This is a genomic window from Streptomyces sp. NPDC028298 (assembly GCF_055565895.1).
In genome coordinates this window covers 583,751-597,073 of the sequence record NZ_JBVHTL010000004.1, presented here as the reverse complement: position 1 = coordinate 597,073, position 13,323 = coordinate 583,751, and the positions used below count along the sequence as shown (strand labels likewise).

Here is a 13,323-nt window from a genome sequence, read left to right as displayed (position 1 = left end):
TCCGGTTGCGTACCGGGACCCGGTGGTCACCCCGTGTTCACCCCCGGGGACGGGGAACGTTGGATTCCGAGGTGCACGCTCCAGGCGTGAGACGCATCGCGGGAATCGTCCTGGCGGTCCTGCTGATCGGCGGAGTGGCAGCAGCCGTCGTCGCAGGCCGCACTGGTCAGGACAAGGGCACGGCAACGAAGACCGTGCGAGGAGTGATCGGTTCGGAGAAGGCGGAGTTCTTCTCCGATCCGGATGTGGTGAAGGCCCTCGCCGCCAAGGGCTACACCGTGAAGACGGAGACCTCCGGGTCCTGGGCCATGGACGGCCTGGAACTCAAGGGGTACGACTTCGCCTTCCCTTCCAGCCAGGCCCCGGCCGACGAGCTCGCGGACAAGTACCACGTCCGTCAGCCGCTGCCCCGGCCCTTCTACTCGCCCCTGGTCGTGGTGGCCCACCGCAGCGCGGCCGAGGTCCTCGCCGCCAACGGACTGGCCACCCTCGACAAGAACACCGGCACGCTGAGGATGGCCGCCTACCTCGACGCGGCCGAGCACGGCCGGACCTGGCAGCAGCTCAAGGGCGCCTCGGCCCACGGTGAGCTGACCGGCACGCTGTACGTCGCCACCACCGACCCGGAGACCTCCAACTCCGGCGCCCTCTACCTCGCCGCGGCGTCCTACGTCGCCGACGGCGGGCGGGTGGCCACGGACGACGCCGCCGTCGGCCGCACCGCGTCCCTGATGCACCGGCTCATCAGTGTCCAGGGCGCCCAGCAGCCCAGCACCGACGCCGCGTTCGGCGACTTCGTCAGCGGCGCGGGCAACCCGCTCGTCCTCGTCTACGAGTCACAGGTCGCCGCGCTGCTCACCCAGGGCAAGGACACCGGAGACCTCACGGTCCTCTACCCGGACACCACCGCCAACAGCGACCACACGGTCGTACCGCTCACGCCCGAGGGCCGCGCGCTGGGTGAACTCCTCAGCACCGACCCGGCGTTGCGCCGCCTGGCCGTCCGGCACGGCTTCCGTCCGCAGGGCGCCGGAGCCGAGTTCACGGCGGCCACCGCAGGCCGTGCCACCTATCTCAATCAGAAGCTGACCGGCGTCCGGCAGGCGCCCGTGCCCGCCTACAAGGTGCTGCACGAGATGGCGCGCCGGGCCGGGAACTAGGGGGAAGAGAACATGAGCAGCACCGAAGACACGTTCACCCTCACACCGCCCGAGGCCGTGGCCCCCGTGCCCCGCGAGAAGGCGGGCGGGCTCGTCCCCGTCGACCCGGGGGTGCAGGACGAGATGGCGCGCCGGGCCGCGGAGTACATCGAGGGACTCGCCGTCCTGGACGCCCGCTCCCCCGAGTTCGCCGGCAAGGTCGGGGAGATCGCCGGCCTCGGGGCCACCGAGATGCGCGGCGCCGCCGCCCAGTCGAACCGCATGCTGGAGCGCACGATCCGCAGCCTGCCCTCCAAGGGCGAGGACGCGCAGTCGCACGTCGCCGGCTCGCTCGTCGAACTCCGGCGCGTGGTCGAGGACCTGGACCCGCGCGACCTGTCCGCGAGCAAGGGCAGGAAGTTCCTGTCCCGGCTGCCGGGCGGCAACAAGCTGCGCGACCACGTCGCCAAGTACGCCTCCGCGCAAGGCACGTTGAACAAGATCGTCGGCTCGCTGCGCGGCGGCCAGGACGAACTGCGCCGGGACAACGCGGCGCTTCAGACCGAACGCGTCCGGCTCTGGGAGACGATGGGCAAGCTCCAGGAGTACGTCGTGCTCACCCAGGCCCTGGACGGCGCGGTGGAGGCGCACATCGCGGGAGTCGACGCCGCCGACCCCGCGCAGGCCGACACGCTCCGCTCCGACGTGCTCTTCCCCGTCCGGCAGAAGCACCAGGACCTGCTCACCCAGCTCGCGGTGTGCGCCCAGGGCTATCTGGCGATGGACGTGGTCCGGCGCAACAACGACGAACTCATCAAGGGCGTCGACCGCGCGGCCACCACCACCGTCTCCGCGCTGCGCATCTCCGTGATGCTCGCCTCCGCCCTCGACAACCAGCGCAAGGTCGTCGAGCAGGTCAACGCCCTGCGCGGCACGACGGAGGACCTGATCCGCGGCAACGCCGAGATGCTGTCCACCCAGAGCGGGGAGATCCAGCGCATCGCCGCCGACCCGGCGGTCGGCGCCGAGACGCTGCGGACCGCCTTCCAGGAGATCTACCGCACCCTCGACGCGATCGACACGTACAAGGTCAGGGCGACCGAGACGATGGCCGCGACCGTGGAGTCCCTGACCTCCGAACTCCAGAACGCCGGAGCCTACCTGGAGCGCAGCCGCACGCGGGGCGCCCTGGAAGGCGGGCAGGGATGAGAGCGCTCCGACAGGCGGCGGCCGGCGCCGTCGCCCTGCTCGCCCTGACGGCCTGCACGGCCCAGGGGGACGCGCCGTCCGGGGACGACGGGAAGCCGCGGAGCGGCACCCTGCGGGTCCTCGCCTCCAGCGAACTCGGCGACATGAAGCCGGTGCTCGACCGGATCGAGCGGGACACCGGCATCAAGGTCAGACCCACCTACATGGGCACCCTCGCCGCCGTGGACCTGATCGCGCGGGGCGCTTCGGACGACCGCTACGACGCCCTGTGGCTGTCCTCCAACGCCTATCTGCATCTGCGTCCCGAGGCCGCGAGGAAGGTCGTCTCGGAGACCCCCGTCATGTCGAGCCCGGTGGCCATCGGCGTGAAGCCGGCCACGGTACGGGCCCTCGGCTGGAAGCCGGAGGACGTCACCTGGTCGCAGGTGGAGAAGGCCGTGGCGGACGGAGACCTCACGTACGGCATGACCGATCCGGCGCGCTCCAACTCCGGCTTCTCCACCCTGATCTCGGTGGCCTCCGCGCTGTCCGGCGCCCAGTCGGCGCTCACGGACGCCGACGTGGCCGAGGCGACTCCCCGGCTGCGCGAGTTCTTCAAGGGACAGAAACTCACGTCGGGTTCGTCGGGCTGGCTGGCCACCGCCTACGAACACCGCGGCACCGTCGACGCCCTGCTCAACTACGAGTCCGTCCTCAAGGGCGTGAAGGGTCTGACCGTCATCCGCCCGCGCGACGGCGTCGTGACGGCCGACTATCCGCTCTCCTCCCTCGCCGCGTCCTCCACGGACACCCGCGACGACGTCAAGCGCCTCGCCGAGGCGCTGCGCGCGCCGGCCGCCCAGAAGCTGATCACCGAGCGGACGCACCGCCGCCCGGTCGTCGCCTCCGTCGCCCCGGCGGCCGGACTCGACACCGGACGACGGCGTGAACTCCCCTTCCCCGGCAGCCGGTCGGTGGCCGACCACCTCCTCGACTCCTACGAGAACAAGCTGCGCCGGCCGTCCCGGACGGTGTACGTCCTCGACACCTCGGGCTCGATGGAAGGCGACCGCCTCGACCGGCTCAAGAAGTCCCTGGGCGATCTGACGGGCGACTTCCGCGACCGCGAGGAGGTGACGCTCATGCCGTTCGGCTCCCAGGTCAAGAGCGTCAGCACGCATGTGGTCCGCCCCGAGAACCCGAAGGCCGGGATCGACGCCATCCGCGAGGACACCCGCGCGCTGAGCGCCGACGGCGACACCGCGATCTACACCTCGCTGGAGAAGGCGTACGAGCATCTGGGCGCCGACGAAGACACGTTCACCTCGATCGTGCTGATGACGGACGGCGAGAACACCAAGGGGGCGAGCCCCTCCGACTTCGACGACTTCTACGGCAGGCTGCCCGGCGACCGGCGGGAGATCCCGGTCTTCCCCATCCTGTTCGGCGACTCCGACCGCGGGGAGCTCCAGCACATCGCCGACCTGACCGGCGGCCGTCTCTTCGACGCCCGAAAGGGCTCGCTCGACGGCGCCTTCGAGGAGATCCGTGGCTACCAATAAGCTCCTCGGCTTCCTCGAATCGCGCAAGAACCTCACCGGCAGCGCGTGCGGGATCGCCGGACTCGCGCTGACCTTCACCGGTCTCGCGGGCCCGTACTGGCCGGTCGTCGTGGCGGGTCTGTACGGCGCGGGCGCGCTGATCGCGCCGCCGGAGCGCCCGGCGCCGCCCGACTTCCCCGACCCCTCCGCCCAACTGGCCGAGCTGCGCGTCGACTTCGGCAAGCTGCGGGAGTACCTGGACGGCGTCGAGCTGCCTCCGGCGGCGGCCGGCCGGCTCACCGAGCTGACCGAGGTCCTCACCGCCCTGCTCGACCCGGGCTGGGTCGCCGAGATCCTCGCCCAGGACCCCGAGGGCGTGCACGCCCTGTCGCGTGCCGTACGCCAGGACATCCCGGAAGCGGTCGACACCTTCGTCCGTACCCGGTGGTGGACCCGGCTGGCCCCCGGCACCGAGCCGCCGGAGCGCCATCTGGAGCGTCAGCTCACCGTGCTCCAGGAGGAGTCGGACCGGCTCGCCGCGGCCCTGCGCGAGACGGAGGCGCGGCGCCAGGAGTCCCACACCCGCTACCTGGAGGACCGCGGCCGCTCGCAGTGACGGAGGCGGCCCCCGGCGCGCCGCCCAGGTCACCACGACGGCCACGCACGGTCCCCGGCGGCTCCGGGGCACCGGCGGCTCAAGCGGCCCGGGCCGGCCCCGGGCCGCTCAGGCGTTCGCGACGATCACCGCCAGGATCACGACCGCCAGGATCAGCAGCGCCACCTTCAGCCCCGTCGGCCACGGCTCGCCCGGTGCCGGCACCGGCGGCTGCGGCCCGGGCTGCATCACGCCCGGCGCCGGGACCGAGGCCGGGCCGTTGAACACGTCGTGCCCCGTGAGCGCCGCCCGGCCGCACCAGGGGCACGAGGACAGATGCGAACCGAACGCGTGCAGCGGACGGGTCGGGCAGACCCGTACCAGCGCGCGCTCCTTGTCCAGGGCGCGCAGCCACGCCTCGGCGGAGGGCCGGGTGGCGGGGTCCTGCACCCCGGGGCCGAAGGCGGTGCGGGCCAGCGCGAGGAGTTCGGGCGGGAGCACGGAGGGGTCGATGGTGCCGCGCGGGATGACGACCCGCTCCGGGCGCACGACGTAGGAGATGCTGGCGGCGATGTTGTCCTTGACGGTCGACTCGGACGCGCTGTCGTGCGGGACGCCGCCGAAGGGGTGGTTCCCGGCCGTCAGGAGCTGGTAGACGAGGACGGCGAGGGCGAACTCGTCCGTGGCGCGGGTGGCGGGGCCGCCGGCCTGCCGCTCGGGGGACGAGTAGTCGGTGGTGTGCATCAGACAGGGGAACAGCTCCCCGGTCTCCGGGTCGTTGAAGGCGATGGAGTCGCAGTCGAGGAACGTGACGAACCCGTTGGCGTCGACGACGACGTTGCTGCTGGAGAAGTCGCCGATGACGAGGTTGTCGTAGTGCATGCGCGCCGTCATGAAGGCGAGGTTCCAGGCCACGCCGAGCAGGAAGCGCCAGTCGGCCCGGTCGGCGAACAGTTTGAGGCGCTGGGCGCGCGTGAACAGGCCGATGAGCTGGACGTGCTGGGGCTCGCCGAAGCGGCGCATGGCGTAGCCGAGGAACTCGCCCTGCGGGCCGCGGGCGAGCGCGGTCGGCCAGGCCAGTTCCGGCGGCTGGGAGGCGTCGGTGGGACGGGTCACGAGCGGCGACATCGTCAGCATCCGCTTCAGCCGCTGCTCCTCCTTGGGTCCGGGCGTCTCGCGGTACAGCTTGACGACGATTCCGTCGTCGCCGACGACCGGGAAGACGGCCGCCTGGCCGCCGCCCTTGAGGGGCAGTTCGGCGAGGGTCACCGGCTTGCCGTCCAGGAACACCGTGCGCCCGCTCATGGCCGCGCCTTGAGGACGGCCCGCAGCAGGGTCTTGTCGTCGGCGTTGAGCGCGGTGAGCCGGTCGGACCGGAGCAGGGTCCCCAGGCCCTCGTGGGCGCTCGCGGTCACCGGTCCGGGGACGTCGAGGGAGCGGAACACGGCTTCGGCGAAGGACGTGTTCGGGGACAGCGCGCCGCCCGGGGACCGGTTGAGCGCGGCCTGCGCCAGTCCGTCGGTGGACAGCAGCACCCCGTCGATCCCGTCGTCGGACACGCAGTCGGTGTGCACCCGGCGGGCCGCGTCCGGCGAGGTGAGGAAGACCGTCTCGTTGCTGTACTCGCTGACGGCGGCCGGCTGGGGCAGCAGATGGAACTGCCGTTCACCGTCCTCCGTACCGGCTCGCAGGACGACGAAGCCGTCGCCCAGGGACAGATGGCCGAGCCAGCCCCGCGTGAGCACGACCACGGTGAGCGTGGTCGCGAAGTCCGCCGCGTCGGGGCCCGTGCGGTCCAGGAACACCTTGCACACGTCGTGGAAGGCGTCCCGCAGCAGCTCACGCACCGCCGTGCCGGGGCGCCGGTCCGCCAGGGTGGCGGCCCGCCGCGCGAAGTGCTCGGTGGCCAGCTCCACCGCGAGCCGGGCGCCCTCCTCGGAGCGCGGCCGGCTGCCCGCGCCGTCGGCGACGGCGAGGACCGCGACGGAGGACGTCACCGTGTGCCCGCAGGCGTCCTGGCAGGGCCGGCCCTGGCGGCGGTGCCGGTATCCCTCGACGCTCATTCCGTGGATCCGCCACGGCGTCTCCCGCTCGTCGGCTGTGGTCATCACTCAGGAGTCCCATCGGGTCATCGGTCACGATTCCCAGGCCGGGCGCTGCGTCTTGAACTGGCTGAAGATCTTCTCGAAGACCTCGTCGCCCGCGCCCTTCTGCTCGGCGTTGGCGCTCGCGGACATCATCTGGAGCAGTTCGCGGAACGGGAATCCCTGGAGCCGGGCGTTGAACTTCGGCGCGAAGGACCGGAGCACCTGCTCGCCGCGGTCCGTGATGCCGCCGACGCCGATCGCGTACAGCCGGAAGCGGCGGGCCTGCTGCTCGTCGGCGAGGACCGGGATCAGCCGTTGCCAGGAGTCGGTGAGATGGCCCGTCGCGTCGGTGGGCAGTCCGTCGGTGACCAGGCAGATCTGCGGCCGGTAGTACTGGAGTCCGGAGGCGCGCAGTTCGGCCTTGCGGGCGGCGACGATGTTCATCGACAGTTCGAGCGCCTCGGTCATCAGGGTGACGCCGGCTGCGGCGAGCTGCGGCGGGTGGAACATGTGCGCCGGCACGAAGGGGCTCACCGGCGCGTGCGCGGGCAGGAGCTGGGGTCCGCGCCAGGCGGCGACGCCCTGGCCGCCGAAGGTGACCACGGCGACCTCGACGCTGTAGCTGAGGCTGACGTCGTCGTGCAGTTCCCGGGTCCACTCCGCGAGCGCGTTGTTGAGGGTCTGGATGGGCTGACCCGCCATCGAGCTGGAGATGTCGAGGCAGAGGACGAGCGGCATCCGCTGCGCGTTGTTCTCGAACTCGATGTCGGCGTACTCCGCCGGCAGGGTGGGCGGGTAGTCGCTGTGCATGTGGGTCTCTCCTGGTCTCAGGGCCGGGCGGCCTTGGCGTGCCGTCCGGGTGTCGGCGGGAACGCGTAGAGGACGTCGGAGTCGCGCTCCCCGGCCTCGGTGACGTCGACGAGTCCGCCGGGCGCGGGCGGCGGGCGGCCCGGCTCGGCCCACACCGCCCGGTACAGCACGTGGTCCACCTCGACATAGCCCTGCGGGTGCAGTTCGGTGCGTACGACGGCGGGCCGGGCGGGGCCCGGTACGTTGCCGACGCGCCGGCCGTGGCTGCGGGGCGCGGGCGTGGCCCGGAGGCGGGTGGTGGCCTCGTCGGGCATCCGGGTGCGGGGAGGGGCGGCGGCCTCGTCGGACACGCGGGTACGGGTGGTGGCCTGGTCGGACGCGTGGGTACGGGGACGGCCGCGGGGCCGGGGCGTCGAGGCGGCCGGTACGGCGCCGACGCCGGGCGCGGCGAGCGAGCGCCTGGACAGGGTGCCGACGGCGACGGAACGCGCGGAGCGGCGGATCAGGAAGAGCAGGACGCCGAGCAGCAGGACGAGCACGGCGCACAGGACGGTGAGCACCGCGGTGGCGGTGTCCCAGCCGCCGCCGTCGCCGGGGTCGGTGGAGGTTCCGGGGTCCCGGCCGGTGTCGCCGGCCTTCCCGGTCTCCTGGCCTTGGCCTTGGCCTTGGCCCTGACCCTGGGCCGGGCTCTGCCCCTGTCCTTGGCCCTGTCCCTGCTGCCCGGTGGCGGTCTCGTCACCGCCGGGGTTCGCGGACGAGCCGGCCGCGGAGCCGCCGACGGTGTCCGTGCGGGAGAGGTCGGTGGCCAGGCCGAGACGGACCAGGTCGGCCCCGGTCAGCCGCCCCTTGGCGAGCCGGGCGCACAGGTCCCCCGCCTTACGGGGGTCGCAGGCCCGGCGGTCGGCCAGTTCCTTGACGGTGCCGGGCTTCAGCGCGTCGATGACGGCGTCGTCCGCGAGGAACCTGTGGTCGTGGTCCGCGAGCACGACGAGTGCCGTGCCGCCCTCGCCGGTGTGGACGCCCGAGGGCACCTCGACCAGGAGTCGGGCGCTGCGGTCCACCAGGGTCTGCTCGAAGCCCTTGCGGTTCGCGGCCCTGCCGTCGAACGGCAGGCTCCGGTCGACGGTGACGCGGACCGTGCCCTCGTCGGTCGCGCGGGCCCAGCAGCCCAGACGCTGCTCGAAGGTGCCGCCGCACGGCTGGGCCGCCGTGGCGGCCACCGCCGGAGCCGACGCGGCCAGGAGTCCGAAAAGCATGATGAGGGAAAGGCGACGCCGCATGAAAAAGACCCCCCGTGGCCCTGACACAACACCCCCGTGGCCCTGAAAGGCACTCGCCCATACTGGCGGAAAGTGGCGGGTGTCCGGAAGGGTTTGAGAAACGCGGGGGGCATCACTTCTACAACTCGAACACCTGATGGCATCGGGTGAACATCTGTCTCGCCCGCTCCACCCAATCACTGGCCAAAGCATCGAAATCTGTTTGCGTCATACGACAGGTCAGGGGAAGGTCGCACACGCCCGCGAGACAGGGGCGCGGCCCCCGTACGTCCCACACGGACAGCATGGGATGGAGCTGTTCGGTGTTCCACGCGTTCGACGCGGCGGCGGCGAGAGCGAGTTGGTCCTTGCGCAGGAAATGGCCGTCGGTGGCGAATGCGACCAGAAGTCTCTTGGTCGTCATGAACCGGACGGTAATCATCCGGCCCGTTTCCTCGAGGTCGAATCGCATGGAGACGGAAACGGTGTCGGTCTCCGTGTGGAAATTCCGTCTCGCCACCCAGGTCTGCACCAACTGCCGCCAGTGCGTTCCGATTTCGAGAATCTCCCGGCCCCGGCCGGAAAAGGAGTCAGGCGTCGCCACGGCCCACCGCCTCGGCGACCATCGCGTCGGTCAGTCCGGCGTCGAGCAGCGCCTGGGCGTGCGACAGCAGACAGGAGGGTACGGACACGCTGGTGCTCTCCTTGCGGCGCTTCATCAGGTCCTGGGTGCGCACCCTGATGGTGTGGGCGACGGTGGGCGGCGGCCAGTCGGCCCGGCGGGGCTCCTGCTCCAGCAGCCCGTCCAGGAGCTGAGCCGGCCGGGGCCGGTCCTCGGGACGCTTCGCCAGACAGCGCGCGACCAGTTCCCGCATCGGGCCCGCGATGCCGTCGAGTTCGGGGGCCTCGAAGGCCACGCGGTGGCGCACGGACTCCCCGCTGCCGTGCGGCGGGCGTCCGGTGAGCGCGTACACCAGGACCCCGCCGAGGGAGAAGACGTCGCTCTCCGGGCCCACCTTGGCGCCCCTGATCTGCTCGGGGGACATGAACGGCGGGGTGCCGACGACGACGCCGACCTGGGTGAGGCCGGGGGCGCCGTCCACACGGGAGATCCCGAAGTCGATGACGCGCGGGCCGTCGGAGGCGAGGAGCACGTTGGCCGGCTTGAGGTCCCGGTGCACGACGCGTGCGGCGTGGATGGCCTGCAACGCCTCGACCAGGCCCGCGCCGAGCCGCCGTACCTGTGGCTCGGGCAGGGGGCCGTCGGTGCGGACCGCCTCGGCGAGCGAGGGACCGGCCACGTACAGGGTGGCCAGCCACGGCAGTTCGGCCTCGGTGTCGGCGTCGACCACGGCCGCCGTGTAGGCGCCGCTGACCACGCGCGCCGCGGCGACCTCGCGCGCGAAGCGCTCCCGGAACTCGCGCTCCGCGGCCAGTTCGGGCCGCACCACCTTGACCGCGACCTCGCGCCCGGCGGGCGAGCGGCCGAGATACACCCATCCCATGCCACCGGAGCCGAGCCGGCCCACGATGCGGTACGGACCGATCTTCATGGGGTCACTGACAGGCGTACGCACCCCGCCCACCTCATTTCGGGGTCCAGTGCAGGATGTCAGGAGTGTCCCTCGAAATCCGCGCTTTTTCAGCCGTTCCGGCACGGGCGGGACGCCGGGGACGAAAAAGCCGGGGTCCCGCGCTGATGTGCGCGAGACCCCGGCGGGTGCGGTCACCGCGGCCGACCGCCGCAACGGTCGCAGGTCAGGGCAACTCGGGTCGGCCGCGGAGTGGTTGGGGGCGTCAGCCCAGGCGCTGCACCAGTGCGCGGTACTCGTCCCACAGCTCCTTGGGCGTGTGCTCGCCGAAGGTGTTGAGGTGCTCGGGGACCAGTCCGGCCTCCTCGCGCCAGACCTCCTTGTCGACCGTGAGCAGGAAGTCGAGGTCGGACTCGGCGAGTTCGAGACCGTCGGTGTCGAGGGACTCCCGGGTCGGCAGGACGCCGATCGGGGTCTCGACGCCCTCGGCCTTGCCGTCGAGGCGCTCGACGATCCACTTCAGGACGCGGCTGTTCTCGCCGAAGCCGGGCCAGACGAACTTGCCCGCGTCGTTCTTGCGGAACCAGTTCACGTAGTAGATCTTCGGGAGCTTCGCCTGGTCCTTGTCCTTGGCGACGTCGACCCAGTGCCCCATGTAGTCGCCCATGTTGTAGCCGCAGAACGGCAGCATGGCGAAGGGGTCGCGGCGCAGCTCGCCGACCTTGCCCTCGGCGGCGGCGGTCTTCTCGGAGGCGACGTTCGCGCCGAGGAAGACGCCGTGGTTCCAGTCGAAGGACTCGGTCACCAGCGGGACCGCGGTGGCGCGGCGGCCGCCGAAGAGGATCGCCGAGATCGGCACGCCCTTGGGGTCCTCCCACTCGGGCGCGATGATCGGGCACTGCGAGGCGGGCACCGTGAAGCGGGCGTTGGGGTGCGCGGCGGGCGTGCCGGACTCGGGGGTCCAGTCGTTGCCCTTCCAGTCGGTCAGGTGGGCCGGAGTCTCCTCCGTCATGCCCTCCCACCAGATGTCGTTGTCGTCGGTGAGCGCGACGTTCGTGAAGACGGAGTTGCCCCACAGCGTCTTCATCGCGTTGGCGTTGGTGTGCTCACCGGTGCCGGGCGCGACACCGAAGAAGCCGGCCTCGGGGTTGATCGCGTAGAGGCGGCCGTCCTCGCCGAACCGCATCCAGGCGATGTCGTCACCGATGGTCTCGACCGTCCAGCCGGAGATCGTGGGCTCCAGCATGGCGAGGTTGGTCTTGCCGCAGGCGCTCGGGAAGGCGGCGGCGACGTACTTCGACTCGCCCTGCGGCGGCGTCAGCTTGAGGATCAGCATGTGCTCGGCGAGCCAGCCCTCGTCGCGCGCCATCACGGAGGCTATGCGCAGGGCGTAGCACTTCTTGCCGAGGAGCGCGTTGCCGCCGTAGCCGGAGCCGTACGACCAGATCTCGCGGGTCTCGGGGAAGTGGGAGATGTACTTCGTGGAGTTGCACGGCCACGGCACGTCCGCCTCGCCCTCGGCCAGCGGGGCTCCGAGCGTGTGCACGGCACGCACGAAGAACCCGTCGGTGCCGAGTTCGTCCAGGACCGGCTGTCCCATGCGGGTCATGGTGCGCATGGACACGGCGACGTAGGCGGAGTCGGTGATCTCGACGCCGATCGCGGAGAGGTCGGAGCCGAGGGGGCCCATGCAGAACGGGACGACGTACATCGTGCGGCCGCGCATCGAGCCGCGGAAGACGCCCTGCTCGCCGGAGAAGATCTCCCGCATCTCGGCGGGGGCCTTCCAGTGGTTCGTCGGGCCCGCGTCCTCCTCCTTCTCGGAGCAGATGAACGTCCGGTCCTCGACCCGCGCGACATCGGTCGGGTCGGACGCGGCGTAGTAGGAGTTGGGGCGCTTGATCGGGTCGAGCTTCTTGAAGGTGCCCTTGCGGACGAGCTCCTCACTCAGTCGCTCGTACTCGGCCTCGGATCCGTCGCACCAGACCACACTGTCCGGCTCGGTCAGTTCGGCGATCTCGTTGACCCACGAGATCAGTTCTTTGTGGTTGGTCGGGACGGGAGCCGCGATGTCGCGCGCCACGATTGCTCCTAAATGAGGGGTTTTGTTGTTGTGCCCCGTGGGGGCTGCGACCCGGATGCTTCACGGTGATTGAACCCCTGGCGCTCATCCGGTGCCGACCGCACTCATTTGATGATCCGACCGGGGCGCGCATATGTCCAGAGGGCCTCACACCTGAGCGGAGTGAGCATCGCCACTTCCAGGGAGGTTTCCGCCCGCTCACCCCGGGTTCACCGCGAGTACCCCGGCGGCGCCCGCCAATGGCGTGAGATCATGGCCACTATCGGGGCCCGCTTATGCGGGACTGACGCGTAACTTACGGTTCCGTAGGTACGATTCGGCGCATGACTGCGTCCGCCCCCGACGCGCCCACGGACTCGCCGGCCGCCGGCCAGACGTCTGTCGCGCACTCCCTGTCGGAAGAGATCAAGCCCAAGCTTCGCGGCTGGCTGCACCTCGGCATGTTTCCGGCCGCCCTCGTCTCCGGACTGGTCCTCACCGCACTGGCGGACTCGACCCGGGGCCGCATCGCCTGCGGGATCTTCGCCCTGACCGCCTGCCTCCTGTTCGGCGTGAGCGCCCTGTACCACCGCGGCGACTGGAGCCCGCGGATGGACGGTGTCCTGCGCAGACTCGACCACGCGAACATCTTCCTGATCATCGCGGGCACCTACACCCCGCTGACCATGCTCCTGCTGCCGGAGGCCAAGGGGCAGTGGCTCCTGTGGAGCATCTGGGCCGCCGCGGCGGCGGGCATCGCCTTCCGGGTGTTCTGGGTCGGCGCCCCGCGCTGGCTCTACACGCCCTGCTACATCGCGATGGGCTGGGCGGCCGTCTTCTTCCTGCCCGACTTCATGCGCACGGGCGGCATCGCCGTCCTCGTCCTGGTGATCGTCGGCGGACTGCTCTACAGCGCGGGCGGAGTGATCTACGGGATCAAGAAGCCCAACCCGTCACCGCGTTGGTTCGGATTCCACGAGGTCTTCCACTCCCTGACCCTCGCGGCGTTCATCGTGCACTACGTCGGCATCTCCCTGGTGGCCTACCAGCACGGCTGACCCCCACCCCCACCCACACTCCCGCCCTTCCAGTGGCCGCGGCTCCCCAGCC

The 13,323-nt window shown here is 71.3% G+C and carries 12 protein-coding genes; 5 read left to right on the top strand and 7 right to left on the bottom strand.

What is annotated here, in order from left to right:
• The first annotated feature begins 86 nt into the window (after window positions 1-86).
• The 4 genes from ACZ4TO_RS21640 to ACZ4TO_RS21625 are packed head-to-tail and all read left to right on the top strand — an operon-like array spanning window position 87 to window position 4,484.
• A complete protein-coding gene (locus ACZ4TO_RS21640) occupies window positions 87-1,160 on the top strand; it encodes a hypothetical protein (protein ID WP_385045504.1) in 1,074 nt (357 codons plus the stop codon).
• A 12-nt stretch (window positions 1,161-1,172) separates the two neighbouring features.
• Window positions 1,173-2,348 carry a toxic anion resistance protein gene (locus ACZ4TO_RS21635; RefSeq protein WP_382787939.1) on the top strand — a complete coding sequence of 392 codons (1,176 nt, stop codon included), beginning with the start codon at window positions 1,173-1,175 and terminating at the stop codon, window positions 2,346-2,348.
• Window positions 2,345-3,889 carry a substrate-binding and vWA domain-containing protein gene (locus ACZ4TO_RS21630; protein ID WP_468024988.1) on the top strand — a complete coding sequence of 515 codons (1,545 nt, stop codon included), beginning with the start codon at window positions 2,345-2,347 and terminating at the stop codon, window positions 3,887-3,889. The genes ACZ4TO_RS21635 and ACZ4TO_RS21630 overlap by 4 nt, the downstream gene beginning before the upstream one ends.
• Window positions 3,876-4,484, top strand: coding sequence for a hypothetical protein (locus tag ACZ4TO_RS21625; protein ID WP_382787943.1), 609 nt, complete (start codon window positions 3,876-3,878; stop codon window positions 4,482-4,484). The genes ACZ4TO_RS21630 and ACZ4TO_RS21625 overlap by 14 nt, the downstream gene beginning before the upstream one ends.
• A gap of 108 nt (window positions 4,485-4,592) precedes the next feature.
• Here the strand turns inward: ACZ4TO_RS21625 and ACZ4TO_RS21620 are convergent, their stop codons facing one another.
• From ACZ4TO_RS21620 to ACZ4TO_RS21590, 7 genes are all read right to left on the bottom strand, one after another.
• Window positions 4,593-5,768 (bottom strand): hypothetical protein, encoded by a 1,176-nt coding sequence (locus ACZ4TO_RS21620; RefSeq protein ID WP_468024987.1) that lies wholly within the window; start codon window positions 5,766-5,768, stop codon window positions 4,593-4,595.
• Window positions 5,765-6,571: a PP2C family serine/threonine-protein phosphatase gene (locus ACZ4TO_RS21615; protein ID WP_382787947.1), complete on the bottom strand. Its 807-nt coding sequence runs from the start codon at window positions 6,569-6,571 to the stop codon at window positions 5,765-5,767. Before ACZ4TO_RS21615 ends, ACZ4TO_RS21620 begins: the two co-directional genes overlap by 4 nt.
• 27 nt (window positions 6,572-6,598) lie before the next feature.
• Window positions 6,599-7,360, bottom strand: a complete 762-nt coding sequence (locus tag ACZ4TO_RS21610) for a vWA domain-containing protein (RefSeq protein ID WP_382787949.1) — start codon at window positions 7,358-7,360, stop codon at window positions 6,599-6,601.
• Window positions 7,361-7,377: 17 nt separating this feature from the next.
• Window positions 7,378-8,616: a hypothetical protein gene (locus ACZ4TO_RS21605; RefSeq protein ID WP_468024986.1), complete on the bottom strand. Its 1,239-nt coding sequence runs from the start codon at window positions 8,614-8,616 to the stop codon at window positions 7,378-7,380.
• Between the two features lie 142 nt (window positions 8,617-8,758).
• Window positions 8,759-9,223 carry a hypothetical protein gene (locus ACZ4TO_RS21600; RefSeq protein WP_385045518.1) on the bottom strand — a complete coding sequence of 155 codons (465 nt, stop codon included), beginning with the start codon at window positions 9,221-9,223 and terminating at the stop codon, window positions 8,759-8,761.
• The gene (locus tag ACZ4TO_RS21595) at window positions 9,210-10,172 is read right to left on the bottom strand and encodes a serine/threonine-protein kinase (protein WP_382787955.1); all 963 of its coding nucleotides are present in this window, start codon (window positions 10,170-10,172) and stop codon (window positions 9,210-9,212) included. Before ACZ4TO_RS21595 ends, ACZ4TO_RS21600 begins: the two co-directional genes overlap by 14 nt.
• Before the next feature lie 244 nt (window positions 10,173-10,416).
• Window positions 10,417-12,234: a phosphoenolpyruvate carboxykinase (GTP) gene (locus ACZ4TO_RS21590; protein ID WP_382787957.1), complete on the bottom strand. Its 1,818-nt coding sequence runs from the start codon at window positions 12,232-12,234 to the stop codon at window positions 10,417-10,419.
• Between the two features lie 323 nt (window positions 12,235-12,557).
• On the opposite strand from ACZ4TO_RS21590, the gene trhA reads away from it, so the two are divergent.
• On the top strand, window positions 12,558-13,271 hold the full coding sequence (gene trhA, locus ACZ4TO_RS21585) for a PAQR family membrane homeostasis protein TrhA (protein ID WP_382787959.1): 714 nt from the start codon (window positions 12,558-12,560) through the stop codon (window positions 13,269-13,271).
• Window positions 13,272-13,323: the final 52 nt, after the last annotated feature.

Bases quoted from the DNA above. Each gene is read 5' to 3' on its own strand.
- ACZ4TO_RS21635 (WP_382787939.1), top strand. From the start codon at position 1,173: ATGAGCAGCACCGAAGACACGTTCACCCTCACACCGCCCGAGGCCGTG.
- ACZ4TO_RS21630 (WP_468024988.1), top strand. From the start codon at position 2,345: ATGAGAGCGCTCCGACAGGCGGCGGCCGGCGCCGTCGCCCTGCTCGCC.
- ACZ4TO_RS21620 (WP_468024987.1), bottom strand. From the start codon at position 5,768: ATGAGCGGGCGCACGGTGTTCCTGGACGGCAAGCCGGTGACCCTCGCC.
- ACZ4TO_RS21615 (WP_382787947.1), bottom strand. From the start codon at position 6,571: ATGACCACAGCCGACGAGCGGGAGACGCCGTGGCGGATCCACGGAATG.
- ACZ4TO_RS21610 (WP_382787949.1), bottom strand. From the start codon at position 7,360: ATGCACAGCGACTACCCGCCCACCCTGCCGGCGGAGTACGCCGACATC.
- ACZ4TO_RS21605 (WP_468024986.1), bottom strand. From the start codon at position 8,616: ATGCTTTTCGGACTCCTGGCCGCGTCGGCTCCGGCGGTGGCCGCCACG.
- ACZ4TO_RS21595 (WP_382787955.1), bottom strand. From the start codon at position 10,172: ATGAAGATCGGTCCGTACCGCATCGTGGGCCGGCTCGGCTCCGGTGGC.
- trhA (WP_382787959.1), top strand. From the start codon at position 12,558: ATGACTGCGTCCGCCCCCGACGCGCCCACGGACTCGCCGGCCGCCGGC.